The organism is Devosia sp. BK (assembly GCF_032907385.1).
Classification (GTDB): domain Bacteria; phylum Pseudomonadota; class Alphaproteobacteria; order Rhizobiales; family Devosiaceae; genus Devosia.
Genome location: NZ_JAIMBX010000001.1, coordinates 499,439 through 515,492, shown reverse-complemented (window position 1 = coordinate 515,492; position 16,054 = coordinate 499,439). Strand labels below are relative to the sequence as shown.

Sequence of the window (16,054 nt, the reverse complement as noted above, 5' to 3'; positions counted from 1 at the left end):
TGTTACAACCACCCGCTCAGCTCGCGGCGCACCATCGACTCAATCATATCCATGCCGCCGGGACTGTCATTGAGGCACGGGATATAGGCATAGTTTTCCCCGCCCGCTTCCATGAAGGTATCCTTGCCGCCCATGGCGATCTCTTCGAGCGTCTCGATACAATCCGCCGAAAATGCCGGCGCCAGGATCGCGACCTTCTTGATCCCCTTGCCCGGCAGCGCCTCTAGCGTCTTGTCGGTATAAGGCTGCAGCCATTCCGTCGGCCCGAACCGGCTCTGGAAGGTGACCATCAGCTTCTCCTTGGGCCACCCGAGATATTCCCGCACCAGCCGCGTCGTCTTGTAACACTGGCAATGGTACGGATCGCCCTTCTTGAGATATTCGACCGGCATGCCGTGGTAGCTGGTGATCACGAGATCAGGCTCGAAATCGAGCTTGGCAACGCCGTCGCGGATCGAATTGCCGAGCGTTTCGATATACTTGGCATCCTCGAAGTAAGCCGGTGCCGTCCGCACCGCCGGCTGCCACCGCATCTGCTTGAGCGCATCGAACGCCTTGTCATTCGCCGTCGCCGTCGTCGTCGCCGAATAATGCGGATAGAGCGGCACGAGCAGGATTTTCTGGCACCCGGCCGCCTGCATCTTTTCAAGCACGCTCTTGGTCGAAGGATTGCCGTAGCGCATGGCATATTCGACCATTACGCCATCGCCCGACATACGCGCCGCCAGCGCCTCGGTCTGCGCCCGCGTGATCACGCGCAGCGGGCTCTCATTGCGCTCTTTGTCCCAAATCTGCGCATAGGCATGGCCGGCCTTTTGCGGCCGGAAATTGAGAATGATGAGGTTGAGGATCGGCCACCAGATCAACCGATTGGTATCGATCACGCGCCGGTCGGACAGAAACTCTTTGAGATAGCGCCGCACGCTCCAGAAATCGGTCGCGTCAGGCGTGCCGAGATTGAGCAGCAGCACGCCCACCTTTTGCTGCGGAACGGGCGGGTGATTTTTAGGCAGGTGGTCGGACATTTTTTGGGGGCCGGTCTTGGAATGAGTCCAGATTTTGGCCGCACCATAGCCGCTTCTCGCCTCGCCGCAAGGCGGCACTGGGTCGCGCTCTAAAGGCTCGCCATCAGGAGGAGAATACCGAACATCAGCACGAAAGCCGCGCCTGCCAATTCGGCCCACCAGACGATCCGCTGTGCCAAAACACTCTCGCCACCCCCAAGCCGGCTCACAAGCCCCTTTGCGCCAACCGCCAACGACGCCAGCACCGCAACGGTGATCGCCGTACCCAGCCCCATCAGCAAGACCGAAACGACGCCTGCCAGCAGCACACCCTGCGACAGCGCAAAGACCATCACCACCAACGCGCCAGAGCACGGCCGCAACCCCACCGCCAGCACGACTCCCAGCTTTTCGCGCCAATTACCCCTTAGATCAGCCGGCGCCACGGCATGATGCATGTGGTGATGCTCGTGATCATGCCGGTGGTGATCATCATGACTATGCCCATGATCATGATCATGATCATGCCCGTGGTCGTGGTGATCATGGTCGTGGTCATGATGCTCATGCGCGTGCCCATCATGATCATGCCAGATATCGCGGCGCGCCGGCCTCGGCTCTGGATGGTGGTGGTGGTGATGCCCCCAGCCAAAAATCTTGCGCAGCAACAGCCACACACCAAGCAGCGCGACCATCGCGTAGCTGAGGATTTCGACCCAATAAGCGGCGTCGCCAAGTGCCGTACTCGTCAGCCGCAACACGCCGGCCAGCAACAAAACAAAGACGATGGCAACCACTGATTGTAACAGCGCCGACACCGCACTGAGCGCGATCCCCTGCCGCAACTGACGCTCATTGGCGAGCACATAGGACGAGATGACCACCTTGCCATGCCCCGGGCCCGCCGAGTGGAACACGCCATAGAGGAAACTCAGCCCGCCAAGCAGCCAGAAGGCCGTCCAATCGCTGCGCATGCGATCAAGCGCCCCGGTCATCGCGGCGTAAAAATTGCGCTGCTCCTGCTGGATCCAACCGAAAAAGCCGGTGCGTGGCAGGTTGAGCCCACGCTCAGGCGGCGGACCACCAAAAGGCGCCGTCGGCCGCGCCTCGGCCACGTGCTGCGTCGCCTCCAGCGCTGTCGTCGGCGCCGGTGCGGGACCACAAGAAATGACGATCATCCCCTGCGTGCCGCGCATCGCGGCCGCCAGGTCAGGCGGTAATTCAAGAACATCCGGACCCAGCGCATAGAGCCGGTCTTCGGTCGCCTTGTCCATGGGCGCAGGCGGCACCAGTCGCGTCGAACAACTTGCCGGTGCGTTTACCAATTGCACCGCGGAAGCATCGGCGAAGCTGATGGCTACATAATATTCGGCGTCAAAAATCCCGAGTTCGAACTTCGATCCTGGCGCGACGGGCTCGGTGGCATTGATCGAATAATCGAGCGTCACCCGATTGTTTTCATAGCGCATCCGCTGGTCGCCGGCCGGTGTGAACGCCATGCCATCCCCGGCATAAGTGTAGAAATCGTACTGCGCGAGCCCGTGCATGTTGTCGTCGGCAAGCGGCTGCATCTCTTCAGTGCTGACCGTGCCATCGCTATTGGTGTCGAGCCCCTGCACCATCCAAACGGAAAAGGCAGTGTCGAATGTCCAGTGGTGCCGCAGCGCCGCAATGCGCCCGGCGTCGTCAAAGACCACGTCGACCTTGGCGTCGATGAAAATATGAGGATGCGCAAAGACGGGCTGAGCCAGCCCAAGAACCGCAAGCAAGAGCACCGCAAGGCGCAAGGCCTGGGCTCGGATAGCAGCAATAGTCACGCCAGCAGAATCCGTCAGTTGATCGGGTGAGTGGCGAACCAGTCCACCAGATGATCGATCAGCGCCCGCACCTTGCCCGCCAGATGCCGCCGATGCGGATAGACGGCCTGCAGCGTCTGCCCCGTGGGCAGAAAGCCGGGCAGCACCGGCACGAGCTCTCCACTCGTCACCAGCGGGTCAGCCAGGTACGAAGGCAATACGACGAATCCAAGGCCCATCGCCGCCGCTTTGCGTGCCGCCAAAGGCGAATTAACCCGCAGCGGCCCATTGACCGGCACCGAGATCGTCTTGCCGTCCTCGATGAACCGCCAATTCGATTGCCCCTGCAGGTTCACATCGATAATGCAGGGCAAATGCCGCAAATCCTCAGGGTGCTTGGGCGCACCAACCGCCTGCAGCAGCGATGGCGCCGCACCGACGACAACATGCATATCGGCGATCTTGCGCGCGATCAGCGAGGAATCCGCCAGCGTCGAAATCCGCAACGCCACATCGATCCCCTCATCGACGAGATCGACATAGCGATCCTCAAGCCGGAGATCGAGCGACACTTTTGGATACTTCTTGAGATACTCGAAGATTGCCGGCGCCAGCGTCGACTCGCCGAAATTACGCGGTGCTGAGACCCGCAACATGCCGCGCGGCTCTGCCGTCTGGTCGGTAATTGTCGCGTCGAGATCGTCCAGTTGCTGCAGCAGTGACGAGGCTTCACGATAATATGCTTCGCCCGCTTCGGTGAGGCTAAGTTTTCGCGTCGTGCGATTCATCAACCGAACGCCAAGATAGTCTTCAAGATCGGTGACATATTTGCTGAGCAGCGCCTTGGAGCGCCCGTGGAGCCGCGCGGCCGAGGAAAAACCGCCTGAGTCGAAGACCTGCACGAATGCACGAATGCGGGCCAGATCCTGCATATTTGGTCCCTCGCTGCTCGCACGCCGCGGCGCGCCGCCTTATGCCGAGACAAGCGCGATTGCATCGCCCAACCCTGCAAATGGACGCATAACTCATCTGCGCTGAGTGAACAATAACGGGTCTTGGTCGTTGCCTGATTAACGATAGGATAGAAGCATCATCGACGCGTAACTGGAGTTCGGACTATTTTCCCGCTTATGTCCAAACCTTCACCCAGCTCCGTGCTCTACCGGCTCATCGCCGCCGGCCAATTGGCACACAAGGCGCTGCTCGTGCCGCTCAAGGAACGCGGTCTCGAGCCCGGTGATGACGCCGTGCTGTTCGAGCTTGGTCGCTCCGGCACGACTGAACAGGCCCTTGCCGATGAACTTGGCCTCTCCCTCGAATCCCTCAACCCTCGCCTCAGCCGCCTCATCGAGCGCGACTTGATCGATCGGCGTGCGGTCGGCCCGGAGCTGGTTCCCGGCGTTGCGCTTACCGAGCGCGGCATTCGCATCCGCAATAGTCTCGCCGATCATTGGGCCCAGCTCGAAGAAGCGCTTCTCGGCGAACTCAAGCCCAAGCAACGCAAGAAGTTCGGCCAGATCCTCAAGCGTTTTACCGATCTGCTGCAATTTTAACGCGGACACCCTGTCCGCGAGCAACGCCGCGCCATTTCGCGCATTTCTCCAATCAACGCACCGTGAAACGTCTGGGCTCTCTGAAGTCTAAAGGCTTTGTTCAGTCTGGGTTCATCCACAATGCGCTTAATTAGTCCCAGGCAAACAAAGCCAACGACAGGGAAAGGAGAACTCCCATGGCCTTCAATCGCAAGCTCATAGCCTCCACGCTCGCAACCCTGGCAGTACTGGCAACCACCGCTGCGGCTTCGGCCGCTCCTGCAGTCGCAACCAGCAATGTCAACGTCCGCTCCGGTCCGGGTACCGGTTATGGTGTCGTCGATGCATTGCGCCGCGGCGAACGTGTGGACGTCCAATATTGTCGCGGTAGCTGGTGCTACATCGAAAAGCGCGGCCCAGATGGTTGGGTCTCGGCAAACTATCTCTCGACCGGCGGCGGTGGCGGCTGGAATGGCGGCTATGAGCCACCTCCGCCACCGCGTCCTCCCCACTGGAACCAGCCGCGCCCGCCGCACTGGAACCCCGGCCCACCGCCGCGTCCGCCACACTGGAATCCGCGTCCGCCGCGTCCTAACTACCCCTACCCGAGCAATCCGGGCGCCAGCTTCTGCTACAATGGCCCCAATGGCTACTTCTGCGTCGGCCAATAACCGACCCTGACATGATCAAAGGCACCGGGCTTCGGCTCGGTGCTTTTTTATTCGACGATCAACCGCTCGACATCGATCCCGTGCCGCTCCAGCGGCGCCCGCGCCCTGCGCGCCAGAAACTCATTCAGACCATAGGCCGCAATCGCGCCGACCAACATGGCAATTCCAAAGCCGCGCCATCCGTCATGGCTCGCAATCGCAATGGCTGAAAAGAGCGTTACCCCGCCAACACCAAGCAGAAACCAGGTCCGCTTCTCACTCGCCACCCGATAGTTCCGCGCTCCGGCATGCAGCAGGTCGCGCAATTCACTGTCGCTCATCGCCACGAGATCCGCATTGCGCCGCTCTCGCCTGATGGTTTCGATATAGGCGTCGACGCGGCGCAAGGTCAGCGCATCGCGCTCCCGCGTCACCTTCTTGCGGGTGAGCAAGGTCCAGCCACCGCCGATCAACAGCAGGATCAAGGCAATTTGGAGCAATCCCATAGTCCGTCCCCTCGGGTGCGCAGGCAGTCCTTGCCAGACACATGCCCCTTCACATGGGCTACTGCAAGTGATCCAGAACGCAATGCGCCTCGTTTCCTGAATAGTTTTAGGGGAGGCTTACCTTGACCAAATATCTCATTCTCTACGGCGCTATCGCCATCGTGTTTTTCCCGCTCGACTTCATCTGGCTTTCGACCATGGGCAAGAATTTTTACATGCCCGAACTCGGCGGCCTGATGCGCGAACAGCCCAATCTCGTTATCGCCGGGTTGTTTTACCTCGCCTACATCGTCGGCATCGTCGCTCTCGTTGCAGCGCCAGCCGATGGCGATGTGGTCAAAGCTCTCGTCCTCGGCGCCATCCTGGGCTTCGTCGCCTATGGCACCTATGACCTGACCAATCTCTCGACTATCCAGGGCTTCTCGCCCAAGGTTGCCATAGTCGACATGGCCTGGGGCACAACCCTGACCGCCGTCAGCTCCGCCGCCGGCGTCTGGATTTCGAGATTCTTCGCCTGACTTGATCGCCTACCTGCACCCACACACAAGACGTTACCCCGGCCTTGAGCCGGGGCCCATCCTGAGGTTTTGCGGCGCCGCCCTAGGCCTCTCCCACCGGCGCCACCACCACGGCCGGAATCTTCTTCTTCCGCTCCCGCGCCATCACGACCAAGCCGGCAATCACGATAATCCCCGCGCCCACCAGCGAAACCGGATCGATCCAGTGCCCGAACACAACGACACTGAGAACGATCGCCCAGGGCAGCGAGAAATAGTTGAACGGCTGCAAGACGCTGGCTGGCGCCATACCCAGCGCATAGACCATCACGCCATGTCCCGCGCAGGTGGTGATCATCACGAGCACCACCATGAGCAGCGCCTGCCACTCCATGGGCTGCCAGAAGAAAACGCCGACCATGCTCGAGAGAACCAAGCCCACGCAGGACGCATAGGCGAGGCTGGTTCCCGCGCCATCAGCCTTCGACACCTGCCGCGTCAAAACAATGTAGATGGCGTAAAACGAGGCCGACGCCAGCGCGAAGACGACGCCCCAGGTCATCGGCACCCCGCCCGGCCGCAGGATCACGAATGCGCCCACCAAACCGGCACCCACGGCCGCAAACCGGAAAATCCCGACCTTCTCGCCAAGGATCGGAATGGCAAAAACCGTCACCAAAAGCGGATAGACGATCACGATCGCCTGCAGCTCTCCGAGCGGCACCGTCTGCAGCGCGATCGCAAAACACCAGATATCGGCCATCAGCAGCACGCCGCGCAAAATCTGTCGCTTCGGCATGGCAGAATGGAAAGCCTGTCGAATCGGTCCCTGCCGCGCCACCATCACCAGCGCAAACAGGGCAAATCCCCAATAGCGCATCATGGTGATCTGGAACGGGGAGTAATCTTGCACGAGAAGCTTGGACACCGCATCCTGCACGCCGAAAACGGCAATGGTGGTGAGCGTCAAGGCAATGGCGCGCCCGAGATTGTCGGGGCTCTGGTCGGTGGGGGAGGACATGGTCACATCGAAGGCAGGAAAAAACGCCCCACAAATCGCAACGCGTGCGGGGCGCCTTCAAGCTATCGCATGGCCCTACCCTTGACCATGAAAGACTTCACCGTGCCCACGATCGCCGTCAGCGCGCCGCCGATGATCAAGGCTACTGCACCCTGCCCGGCAAGCGCTCCCAAATCCATGGCGCTGGTCGCCGATGAAGCGCCAAGAAGCGTGTCGAAATTGGGCAAAAGCCCTGTCAGAAACGTGCCCAACACGCCTCCGATTGCACCAACTATGCTATCGCCCACCGGTCCAAGGCTGAGCGATCGTGCCAATTGCCCCAAGACACTCCCGCCAGCACCGCCGGCGATAAGCTGCACCACTATGGGTACTAGAACGTCCATTTTAGTCCCCCTCTCTCATCTGCGGATTTCCCGTCCGCATAACCACGTTAACCCCGCGCCTGACGCGGCGAAAGCGCAAGCTGCTGCTGCGGTAGTCTGACAATTGTTTCCAATACCGACAGCACCTTGGCTGTCGCGTCAGCCACATATGTTAAAGGGGGTCGCGAAGGCGGCCTGTTGATCTCCGATGCCCCAGCAGCCGCATATTTTCCCTGACACGCTTGGCGTAGCGCTCATCACCGGCGCCAATGACCGCATCGGCGCCACCATCGCCAGGGCGCTGGCCAAACAGGGCGACGCCGTTGTTATCCACTATCGCTCCGGCGCAGACGGCGCTGAAAAAGTCGCTGCGGAAATCGTCGCATCAGGCGGCCGCGCCAGGACCGTGCAGGCTGACCTCTCGGATCGCAAAAGCCGCGCCGTTCTGATCGCCGAGGCGGCCAAGCCCTTCGGTCCCCTCACCATTCTGATCAACAATGCCTCGGTGTTCGATCCCGACAGTGCCCAGGATGTGAACGAGGAACTCTGGGACCAGCACTTTTCGGTCCATGCCGAGGCTCCCATATTCCTGTCACGCGACTTCGCCGCGCAATTGCCCTATGGCGTCGAAGGAAACATCATCAACATGATCGACGAACGGGTGCTGCACCCAAGCCCGGCCTATTTCAGCTATACGCTCTCAAAATCGGTGCTGTGGACCGCAACACGCACCATGGCCCAATCCCTGGCGCCCGCCATTCGCGTCAATGCCATCGGCCCCGGGCCTGTCCTGCCCCACAAAGGCCAGAGCGATCAGGATTTTGCCGACAGCGTGAAATCCTTGCCGCTCAAGCGCCACGCAGACCCCGACGCAATTGCCCAGGGCGTCCTCGCCATTCTCTCCATGCCCGCGTTCACCGGCCAGATGCTGGCCCTCGATGGCGGCAAACATCTTGACTACCCCGCCCGACGCGGTCCAACCCCTAGGGCCTGACCACCGAAAAGGAGTTGGAGCGCTCATGCGACTCCAATCACGAAAACCGCTTTAGACCATGACAGATACGCCTAGCCCACAACCTGCCGGCCCGGAGGTCATCCGCGCCTTCGTCCGCACCCTGCCCTCCGCCCCGGGCGTCTACCGCATGGTCGATGCCAATGGCGAGGTCATCTATGTAGGCAAGGCGCGCTCGCTCAAGTCGCGGGTCACCAACTACACTCGTCCCGAGGGCCTGCCCGTGCGCATCCAGCGCATGATCGCTGCCACGGTCAGCATGGAATTCGTCCGCACCGAGACCGAAGCCGAAGCGCTCCTTCTTGAAGCCAATCTTGTCAAGCGTCTGAAGCCGCGTTTCAATGTCCTCCTCCGCGATGACAAGAGCTTCCCCTACATCCTGATCGCCACCGATCACGAAGCGCCCGAACTTACCAAGCACCGCGGTAGCCGGCGTCGTCCTGGCCATTATTTTGGTCCTTTTGCGTCCGCTGTCGCCGTCAGCCGCACCATTGCAAGCCTCCAGAAGGCCTTCCTCCTCCGCAATTGCTCGGATAGCTTTTACGCAGCCCGCACAAGGCCTTGCCTGCAATACCAGATCAAACGCTGCGCCGGCCCCTGCACCCGCGAAACCAGCCTTGAGGCCTACGGCGAACTGGTCGAAGACGCGCGCCTCTTTCTCACCGGCAAATCCCAATCAGTCCGCGACCACCTGCAAAAGGACATGGCATCCGCCGCCGAGAATCTCGATTTCGAGCGCGCCGCCCTGATCCGCGATCGCCTCTCGGCCCTTGCCGTCGTCCAATCACAGGGCGGCGACGCAACCGCGCGCAATGTCGAAGAAGCCGACGTCTTCGCCATCCACCATGAAGGCGGCCAATTCTGCGTCCAAGTCTTCTTCTTCCGCGCTTTCCAGAACTGGGGCAATCACGCCTTCCGCCCCAAGGCAGACGATTCTCTCACCGACGTGGAAGTGCTCGAAGCCTTTATCGGCCAGTTCTACGAAGATCGCACGCCTCCCAGCCTCGTGCTCCTCAGCCACGAGATGGCCGAGCGCGAACTGCTTGAAGAGGCGCTTCGCAGCCGCGCTGGACAAAAAGTCCGCGTCGAAACTCCGCAACGCGGCGAAAAGCGCGACCTCGTCAATTACGCCATGCAAAACGCCCGCGAAGCCCTTGGCCGCCAGCTCGCTGAAGGCGCCTCCAATCGCACGCTTCTCGAAGGCGTTGCCAATTGCTTTGGGCTCGACGATCCCCCGCGCCGCATCGAAGTTTACGACAACTCCCACATCTCCGGCACCAATATGGTCGGCGCCATGGTCGTGGCGGGCGAGGAAGGCTTTTCGAAAAAGCACTACCGCACCTTCAACATCAAATCCGACATCGCCGCCGGGGATGACTTCGGCATGATGCGCGAGGTGCTGACCCGCCGCTTCGCCCGTCTCGCCGCCGAAAGCGAAACCGACGCCGAAGACGAAGCGACCGGCATGCCCGATTGGCCCGATATAGTTTTTATCGATGGCGGCGCCGGCCAGCTCAATGCCGTGCGACAGGTCATTGCCGAACTGAACCTGCCCAAGGAAGTCACCTTCATCGGCATCGCCAAGGGCGAAGAGCGTGACGCTGGCCGCGAAAAATTCTTCATGGAAGGCAAGGACGCCTTCATGCTGCCGCACCGCGACCCCGTCCTCTATTACGTGCAGCGCCTCCGCGACGAAGCGCACCGCTTCGCCATCGGCACCCACCGCGCCAAACGCAAGAAAGAGCAGATTTCCAATCCGCTCGACGAAATCGAAGGCATTGGCCCGACGCGAAAACGCGCGCTCCTGAACCACTTTGGCTCCGCCAAGGCCGTGGCCCGCGCCAGCCTCATGGACCTTGCAGCGGTACCCAGTATTTCAAACGCCATGGCGCAGCTCATTTACGATCACTTCAATCGAACGTGATCCTGCCCCATTGAGGCCGAACTCTGCCTGCAGTTTCCGCGCATATTAAACGGTCAGTGGAATCTGCCATGCGTCTCATCCTGTCGATTGCCCTTCTCGCCGCCCTCCCCGTTTCCGCCTTCGCTCAGGTGAGCGATACGGCCAAGCCCGAGGAAGTCGTCATCGAAGGCGTCGGCTTGACGCGCACCGTTCCCTGCGATGGCCTCGATGTTGGCATCTATGGCGCCGACAACCAGATCGACCTGACCGGTACATGCGGCCAGGTCGTCGTCCACGGCGATGGCCACACGGTCCATGTCGAAGACGCCGCCACCATCGCCATCTCCGGCATCGGCCACACGGTCAACGCCGATAAGGTCTCGACCCTCTCGATCGACACCACGGAAAACACCGTCAATGCGACGATCGAAGCAGCCGACGATGCGGCCAAGGTCTCCATCAATGGCGCCGAACAGACCGCCAACCTCACCCTCAAATCCAAGACGACGATCGACGTCCAGGGCACCGAGCAGGTCGTCAATTGGGATCTCGGCGAAGGCGCGCCAGAGCCACGGATCGACATTGGCGGTATCGACAACGCTGTCAATCGCATCGAATAGACCAGTGCCGGGCCCGTCCCGGCATTTTCTTTTCCGCACCTTCAGATTTTTGTCGAAAAGCGTCTCCTCGGTTCGTCTTATTGTCAGAACACAAACAGGAGCGTCCGATGAAATTCCTCACCATGGTCAAGACCCTCAACCCCGAAATAGCCAGCCAGCCGCCCGCGGCCCTGATGCAGGCCATCGTGCAACTCGGCATGGAAGCGGGCGCGAAGATGATCGAAACCGGCGGCATGTCGCTCGCCGGCACCGTCACGACGCGCCAGGGTCAAATGGTCACCGATGGCCCCTTTGCCGAGGCCAAGGAAATGGTCGGCGGCTATGCCGTTTATGAACTCGAGACCGACGCCGAGATGGTCGACTGGACCGAGCGCTTTGTAGAACTCCACCGCAAGCATTGGCCGGAATGGGACGGCGAAGTCACCGTCCTGCAGCTGCAACAGTTCAATATGGCCGGATGATAATGACCCCAAAGCGATGTGATCGCTTAGTCTTTCACATCGCGGCAACTTCCCGCCTGTCTGGCCGTTCGTCTTCCAACTCATAGGAGCCGAACCATGACCGAAGAAAACAACCACACCCTCCCGGCCGGCGAAGCCATCGACCGCATCTGGGAGCTGGCCGAGAAAATCGACATCTGCATGTTCACCACCTGGGACGGCAAGCAACAGCGCAGCCGCCCGATGTCCGCCCGTGTGCGCCGCGAAGAACATGCCATCTACTTCCTGACCGATCTCGAAGGCCATAAGCTCACCGAGATCGAGAAGTATCCGCACGTCTCCCTCGCCTGGGCTGACAACGGTGGCCACAAATATGCTGTCATCGCCGGCGAAGCCGAAGTGCTCAACGACCGCGCCAAGATCGCCGAGCTCTGGGAAAAATTCGACAAGGCCTGGTGGGACGACGAAAACGATCCTCAGATCCGCCTCCTCAAGGTGACGCCGGACGACGGCGAAGTCTGGGATAGCCCGAACATGGTCGTCGCCACCGCCAAGATGCTCGTTGCGGCCGCCACCGGCGCCAAGCCCGACATGGGCGCCAACGCCAAGGTCGATCTCTAGGCTTCAGTAATCGCTGACCAAGGCCCGCGTCGCATAGACGCGGGCCTTTTCACATAACCTATTCTCCAGCCCCGAGAATCGTCTAGCCTCGCCCCGCCTCTGGGGAGGGGAACCATGGCTATCATCTCGGCTTCGTCAGTCGAAAAAATCTTCCGCCAGCCCAAGCGTCAGTCGGGTTTCGGTGGCGCCATTCGCGGCCTCTTTTCGCGCGACTTCACCGAAATCCGCGCCGTCGATGGCATCTCTTTCACGATTCAGCCGCGCGAAGCCGTCGGCTATCTCGGCCCCAACGGCGCTGGCAAATCCACCATGATCAAGATGATGACCGGTATCCTGGTCCCATCTTCTGGCACGGTCCAAGTCCTCGGCCGCGAACCCCATACCAACCGCATCACCAATGCCGCCGAGATCGGCGTCGTCTTCGGCCAGCGCAGCCAACTCTGGTGGGATCTCCCCGTCCGCGACAGCTTTGACCTCAACCGCCACATCTACGACATCCCCACCGCCCGTTTCGCCGATAACCTAGCCCGCCTCACGACCATGCTCGACATGGCGAGCTACATCGACCGCCCCGTCCGCCAGCTCAGCCTCGGCCAACGCATGCGCGCCGAAATCGCCATGGCGCTGCTGCACGATCCCAAAATCCTCTTTCTCGACGAACCCACCATCGGCCTCGACGTCGTCGCCAAGGACACGGTTCGAAAATTCCTAGCCGAAGTGAACCGCGACCGCGGCACCACCATCATCCTCACTACCCACGACCTCGTCGACATCGAGGAAATCTGTCCGCGCCTCATCATGGTCGATGACGGCAAACTGCTCTTCGATGGCGAGCTCAAACACCTCCGCCAAACCCTCGGCTCACGCCGCCGCTTGAAACTGGAATTCGGCACCGATCCCGGCCCGATAACGCTGAAGACCGCTGAGCTCGTCACCGACGAAGGCGCGGCAAAACACTTCCTGCTCGAAAACGAACAGACGTCCATTCTCGACGTCCTCACCGAACTTGGCTCTGGCCACGACCTCATCGACATCAAACTCGAAGAGCCCAATATCGAGGAGGTGATCCGCACCTTCTACCAGAACAAGCCCGCGCTCGCCGGAGCCCGGCCATGAAGGCCGCCGCCTATCCCGCCTTCGCGCTGACCGCCTTCCAGTCGCGCCTCGTTTATCGCAACCAGGTCTGGGCCAGCGCCTTTGGCGATCTCGTCAGCATTTTTGCGCGCATCGCGATCTGGACCGCCGCCTTCGCAGGGGCAACGCAGGTCGATGGCATCACCCTGCCCGAGATGGTCACTTACGCGCTGCTCTCGGGTCCTCTGCTCTACTGGGAATATTCCCGCGTCCTCTACGATGTCGGCGACGCCGTCCGCACTGGAGACGTCGCGGTCTTTCTCCTGAAGCCGCTGCACTATCCCAGCTATCTCCTCTCGACCCATTTTGGCCATTTCGCCTTCGAATGCGTCGCTATTGTCGTGCCCGTGGCTCTCATCGTCGGCTTCACCGTAGGCCTCCTGCCACCCGCGAGCCTATTTCACGGCCTCATGTTCTTCCCCTATTGGGCGGTGTCCTGGCTGATCCTCTTCACCCTCGCGTGCCTCTGCGGCCTCCTCGCCTTTTGGCTCCTCACCGCCTTCTCGCTCGAATGGTTTCTCATGGCGATCATGTCGCTCTTCTCCGGCGCCATCATCCCCCTTTGGTTCCTGCCAACGCCCCTGGCCACCATCTTCGGCTACCTGCCGTTTTCATGGATCAGCTACTATCCGGCAGCCGTTTATCTCGGCAAACTCGACCCCACCGCGACGTGGCTCCATCTCGGCATCGGCCTCCTCTGGCTCGGCCTGCTCACCGCCGCCGTCCTCGCCCTCTGGGGCAAGGCGCGCCACCGCCTCGTCGTGCAGGGAGGCTGAAAAATGTCCCGCTCCCTCGCCGTCGTCCCGCATCTCGTTCGCATGTATGTGCGCTCCCGCATGGAATATCGCGGCGCCATGCTGCTCGCCTGGTTTGCCCAGGCCCTCAGCTATGCCGCCACCTACACGGCAATCGCTCTCCTCCTGCTCCGCTTCGGCAATCTCGGCGGCTGGACATGGAGCGAAATGGCCCTGCTCCTGTCCTTCCACCTCCTGGCCTACTCGCTCGGCGCCTCCCTAAGCTTCACCCAGTTCCGCAACATCGAGGAACAGGTTCGACAGGGCACGTTCGACGCAGTCCTCATCAAGCCCGTCAGCCCTTGGGTCTACCTGGTCTTTTCCGGCCTCAACATCGGCTATGCCGGCCACATCATCCTCGCCGTCGGCCTCATGGCCTGGGCCGTCACCCAGGTGGCCGTCGATTGGTCGCCCCTCACCGCCCTCTACTTTCTCGCTAGCCTCCTCAGCGCGGCAATGGTCACCGCTGCCATCATGACCATGATCGGTGCCACGGCCCTCGTCTGGGTCCGCTCAAAACACCTGTTCTCCATCTTTTTCGGTTTCTGGGAATTGGCGCGCTACCCCCTCAACATCTTCCCAGTCCCCCTCCAGATCCTGATGCTTACCATCGCCCCCTTGGGCTTCCTCGCCTTCGTCCCGGTCGCCGTCACTTTGGGCAAACCCGTCCCCCTCCTCGGCGATTGGGCTCTCCTTGCGTCCCTCTTGGCCGGCCCCCTCGCCGTCCTCCTCGGCGCCCTGCACTGGCGCCATTGCATTCGAAATTACCAAGGCGCCGGTGGCTAAATCCCAAATCCGCAGTAGACCTCATGGTGAGGCGCGCAGCGCAGCGGAGCCTCGGACCACGAGGGCGGCCCCCCTCCTAAAGTCGGGACTCGACAAGCCCCGACTCCTCGGCTAGCTTTCTCGCCATGATCAACGCAGCGACCTTTTATTGGTATTTTAGCTATCCGCTCCCGGCGGAGGCTATCGCGCGCGTGTCCTGATCCCGACAAGACCAGACCCAAATCGCAAGCTAGCCGCCCGACTTCCGAGGCGGCTTTTTTCTTGGCCCCTCGACTTCAAAACCGAGAGACCGAAGAAAAATGCTCAAATCGACCGACGACCTCCGCATCACCGAAATAAAACCGCTGACCACACCCATCGAGGTCATGCGCCAGCATCCGCGCACCGACGCCGCCACCCGCACCGTCCTCGCCGCCCGCCACGATTTCCATAATATTCTGACAGGCCAGGATGATCGCCTCGCCGTCATCGTCGGCCCCTGCTCGATCCACGATCCCAAGGCGGCGATGGATTACGCCAACCGCCTCGTCGCCCTACGCGAAACCCTCGGCGATCGCCTCGAAATCATCATGCGCGTCTACTTCGAAAAGCCGCGCACCACGGTCGGCTGGAAGGGCCTGATCAACGACCCCGATCTCGACGGCAGCTTCAACATCACACAAGGCCTCCACACGGCCCGCACCCTGCTGCTCGACGTAGCCAATCTCGGCCTGCCCGCCGCCTGCGAATTCCTCGACATGACGACCCCGCAATACATTGCCGACCTCGTGTCCTGGGCTGCTATCGGCGCGCGCACCACCGAGTCGCAGATCCACCGCGAACTGGCCTCCGGACTCTCCTGCCCTGTCGGCTTCAAGAACGGCACCGATGGCAATGTGAAAATCGCCCTAGACGCGGTGCTCTCCGCCTCCCACCCTCACCATTTCCTCGCCGTCACCAAAGACGGCCGCTCGGCCATCGCCGCGACTACGGGCAATGAGGACTGCCACATCATCCTTCGTGGCGGCAAAACCACCAATTACGACGCCGCAAGCGTCGAAGCCTCGGCGCGGGCGGCAATCAAGGCCGGCCTCAACCCGGCCATCATGATCGACGCCAGCCACGCCAATTCCTCCAAAAATCCTGAAAACCAGCCCTTGGTCCTCGCCGACATCGGCACCCAGCTCGCCGCCGGCGACAAGCGCATCATCGGCGTCATGATCGAATCCAACCTGGTCGCCGGCCGCCAAGACCTCGTCCCCGGCCAGGACCTCGTCTACGGCCAATCCATCACCGACGGCTGCATCGATTGGGACACAACCGTCACCACGCTCAACGCCCTCGCCGAAGCCGTCGAAAAACGTCGCGCGGTGAACAATCAGGCGGTTGCATAACGC

General features: G+C 61.2%; 18 protein-coding genes. 12 read left to right on the top strand and 6 right to left on the bottom strand.

Going from position 1 to position 16,054, the window contains the following annotated elements; translation table 11 throughout:
- Positions 1–2: 2 nt before the first annotated feature.
- The 3 genes from hemH to DevBK_RS02440 all read right to left on the bottom strand — a co-directional run bounded on the left by hemH (position 3) and on the right by DevBK_RS02440 (position 3,732).
- Complete coding sequence (gene hemH, locus DevBK_RS02450) at positions 3–1,025, bottom strand: ferrochelatase (protein ID WP_317184353.1); 1,023 nt, start codon at positions 1,023–1,025, stop codon at positions 3–5.
- Between the two features lie 89 nt (positions 1,026–1,114).
- Positions 1,115–2,821, bottom strand: coding sequence for a DUF1007 family protein (locus DevBK_RS02445; RefSeq protein WP_317184352.1), 1,707 nt, complete (start codon positions 2,819–2,821; stop codon positions 1,115–1,117).
- A 14-nt stretch (positions 2,822–2,835) separates the two neighbouring features.
- On the bottom strand, positions 2,836–3,732 hold the full coding sequence (locus DevBK_RS02440) for a LysR family transcriptional regulator (protein ID WP_317184351.1): 897 nt from the start codon (positions 3,730–3,732) through the stop codon (positions 2,836–2,838).
- A 198-nt stretch (positions 3,733–3,930) separates the two neighbouring features.
- On the opposite strand from DevBK_RS02440, the gene DevBK_RS02435 reads away from it, so the two are divergent.
- Entirely contained in the window at positions 3,931–4,353 is a 423-nt protein-coding gene (locus DevBK_RS02435; protein ID WP_156352226.1) for a MarR family winged helix-turn-helix transcriptional regulator, read from the top strand.
- A gap of 176 nt (positions 4,354–4,529) precedes the next feature.
- The gene (locus tag DevBK_RS02430; RefSeq protein WP_317184350.1) at positions 4,530–5,003 is read left to right on the top strand and encodes an SH3 domain-containing protein; all 474 of its coding nucleotides are present in this window, start codon (positions 4,530–4,532) and stop codon (positions 5,001–5,003) included.
- A 47-nt stretch (positions 5,004–5,050) separates the two neighbouring features.
- On the opposite strand, the gene DevBK_RS02425 is transcribed toward DevBK_RS02430, so the two are convergent.
- Entirely contained in the window at positions 5,051–5,488 is a 438-nt protein-coding gene (locus tag DevBK_RS02425; RefSeq protein ID WP_061910589.1) for a hypothetical protein, read from the bottom strand.
- A 122-nt stretch (positions 5,489–5,610) separates the two neighbouring features.
- Between DevBK_RS02425 and DevBK_RS02420 the strand changes: the two genes are divergently transcribed.
- Positions 5,611–6,006, top strand: a complete 396-nt coding sequence (locus tag DevBK_RS02420; RefSeq protein ID WP_061910587.1) for a DUF2177 family protein — start codon at positions 5,611–5,613, stop codon at positions 6,004–6,006.
- An 82-nt stretch (positions 6,007–6,088) separates the two neighbouring features.
- Here the strand turns inward: DevBK_RS02420 and DevBK_RS02415 are convergent, their stop codons facing one another.
- Both DevBK_RS02415 and DevBK_RS02410 read right to left on the bottom strand, forming a co-directional pair.
- Entirely contained in the window at positions 6,089–7,006 is a 918-nt protein-coding gene (locus tag DevBK_RS02415) for a DMT family transporter (protein ID WP_317184349.1), read from the bottom strand.
- Positions 7,007–7,068: 62 nt separating this feature from the next.
- Positions 7,069–7,389: a hypothetical protein gene (locus DevBK_RS02410; protein ID WP_317184348.1), complete on the bottom strand. Its 321-nt coding sequence runs from the start codon at positions 7,387–7,389 to the stop codon at positions 7,069–7,071.
- Positions 7,390–7,576: 187 nt separating this feature from the next.
- On the opposite strand from DevBK_RS02410, the gene DevBK_RS02405 reads away from it, so the two are divergent.
- The 9 genes from DevBK_RS02405 to DevBK_RS02365 all read left to right on the top strand — a co-directional run bounded on the left by DevBK_RS02405 (position 7,577) and on the right by DevBK_RS02365 (position 16,051).
- Positions 7,577–8,362: an SDR family oxidoreductase gene (locus DevBK_RS02405; RefSeq protein ID WP_317184347.1), complete on the top strand. Its 786-nt coding sequence runs from the start codon at positions 7,577–7,579 to the stop codon at positions 8,360–8,362.
- A 58-nt stretch (positions 8,363–8,420) separates the two neighbouring features.
- Positions 8,421–10,304 carry an excinuclease ABC subunit UvrC gene (gene uvrC, locus DevBK_RS02400; RefSeq protein ID WP_317184346.1) on the top strand — a complete coding sequence of 628 codons (1,884 nt, stop codon included), beginning with the start codon at positions 8,421–8,423 and terminating at the stop codon, positions 10,302–10,304.
- 68 nt (positions 10,305–10,372) lie between these two features.
- Positions 10,373–10,903: a DUF3060 domain-containing protein gene (locus DevBK_RS02395; RefSeq protein ID WP_062631642.1), complete on the top strand. Its 531-nt coding sequence runs from the start codon at positions 10,373–10,375 to the stop codon at positions 10,901–10,903.
- 107 nt (positions 10,904–11,010) lie between these two features.
- A complete protein-coding gene (locus DevBK_RS02390) occupies positions 11,011–11,364 on the top strand; it encodes a YciI family protein (protein ID WP_317184345.1) in 354 nt (117 codons plus the stop codon).
- Between the two features lie 96 nt (positions 11,365–11,460).
- Positions 11,461–11,964: a pyridoxamine 5'-phosphate oxidase family protein gene (locus DevBK_RS02385; RefSeq protein WP_061910573.1), complete on the top strand. Its 504-nt coding sequence runs from the start codon at positions 11,461–11,463 to the stop codon at positions 11,962–11,964.
- A 114-nt stretch (positions 11,965–12,078) separates the two neighbouring features.
- Positions 12,079–13,080, top strand: a complete 1,002-nt coding sequence (locus DevBK_RS02380) for an ATP-binding cassette domain-containing protein (RefSeq protein WP_317184344.1) — start codon at positions 12,079–12,081, stop codon at positions 13,078–13,080.
- Positions 13,077–13,874, top strand: coding sequence for an ABC transporter permease (locus tag DevBK_RS02375; RefSeq protein ID WP_317184343.1), 798 nt, complete (start codon positions 13,077–13,079; stop codon positions 13,872–13,874). Before DevBK_RS02380 ends, DevBK_RS02375 begins: the two co-directional genes overlap by 4 nt.
- A gap of 3 nt (positions 13,875–13,877) precedes the next feature.
- Positions 13,878–14,678 carry an ABC transporter permease gene (locus tag DevBK_RS02370; RefSeq protein WP_317184342.1) on the top strand — a complete coding sequence of 267 codons (801 nt, stop codon included), beginning with the start codon at positions 13,878–13,880 and terminating at the stop codon, positions 14,676–14,678.
- A gap of 299 nt (positions 14,679–14,977) precedes the next feature.
- The gene (locus DevBK_RS02365; protein ID WP_317184341.1) at positions 14,978–16,051 is read left to right on the top strand and encodes a 3-deoxy-7-phosphoheptulonate synthase; all 1,074 of its coding nucleotides are present in this window, start codon (positions 14,978–14,980) and stop codon (positions 16,049–16,051) included.
- The last annotated feature ends 3 nt before the right edge of the window (positions 16,052–16,054 follow it).

Bases quoted from the DNA above. Each gene is read 5' to 3' on its own strand.
- DevBK_RS02425 (WP_061910589.1), bottom strand. From the start codon at position 5,488: ATGGGATTGCTCCAAATTGCCTTGATCCTGCTGTTGATCGGCGGTGGC.
- DevBK_RS02375 (WP_317184343.1), top strand. From the start codon at position 13,077: ATGAAGGCCGCCGCCTATCCCGCCTTCGCGCTGACCGCCTTCCAGTCG.
- DevBK_RS02380 (WP_317184344.1), top strand. From the start codon at position 12,079: ATGGCTATCATCTCGGCTTCGTCAGTCGAAAAAATCTTCCGCCAGCCC.
- DevBK_RS02405 (WP_317184347.1), top strand. From the start codon at position 7,577: ATGCCCCAGCAGCCGCATATTTTCCCTGACACGCTTGGCGTAGCGCTC.
- DevBK_RS02370 (WP_317184342.1), top strand. From the start codon at position 13,878: ATGTCCCGCTCCCTCGCCGTCGTCCCGCATCTCGTTCGCATGTATGTG.
- uvrC (WP_317184346.1), top strand. From the start codon at position 8,421: ATGACAGATACGCCTAGCCCACAACCTGCCGGCCCGGAGGTCATCCGC.
- DevBK_RS02395 (WP_062631642.1), top strand. From the start codon at position 10,373: ATGCGTCTCATCCTGTCGATTGCCCTTCTCGCCGCCCTCCCCGTTTCC.
- DevBK_RS02430 (WP_317184350.1), top strand. From the start codon at position 4,530: ATGGCCTTCAATCGCAAGCTCATAGCCTCCACGCTCGCAACCCTGGCA.
- DevBK_RS02410 (WP_317184348.1), bottom strand. From the start codon at position 7,389: ATGGACGTTCTAGTACCCATAGTGGTGCAGCTTATCGCCGGCGGTGCT.
- hemH (WP_317184353.1), bottom strand. From the start codon at position 1,025: ATGTCCGACCACCTGCCTAAAAATCACCCGCCCGTTCCGCAGCAAAAG.
- DevBK_RS02415 (WP_317184349.1), bottom strand. From the start codon at position 7,006: ATGTCCTCCCCCACCGACCAGAGCCCCGACAATCTCGGGCGCGCCATT.
- DevBK_RS02385 (WP_061910573.1), top strand. From the start codon at position 11,461: ATGACCGAAGAAAACAACCACACCCTCCCGGCCGGCGAAGCCATCGAC.
- DevBK_RS02435 (WP_156352226.1), top strand. From the start codon at position 3,931: ATGTCCAAACCTTCACCCAGCTCCGTGCTCTACCGGCTCATCGCCGCC.
- DevBK_RS02390 (WP_317184345.1), top strand. From the start codon at position 11,011: ATGAAATTCCTCACCATGGTCAAGACCCTCAACCCCGAAATAGCCAGC.
- DevBK_RS02440 (WP_317184351.1), bottom strand. From the start codon at position 3,732: ATGCAGGATCTGGCCCGCATTCGTGCATTCGTGCAGGTCTTCGACTCA.
- DevBK_RS02365 (WP_317184341.1), top strand. From the start codon at position 14,978: ATGCTCAAATCGACCGACGACCTCCGCATCACCGAAATAAAACCGCTG.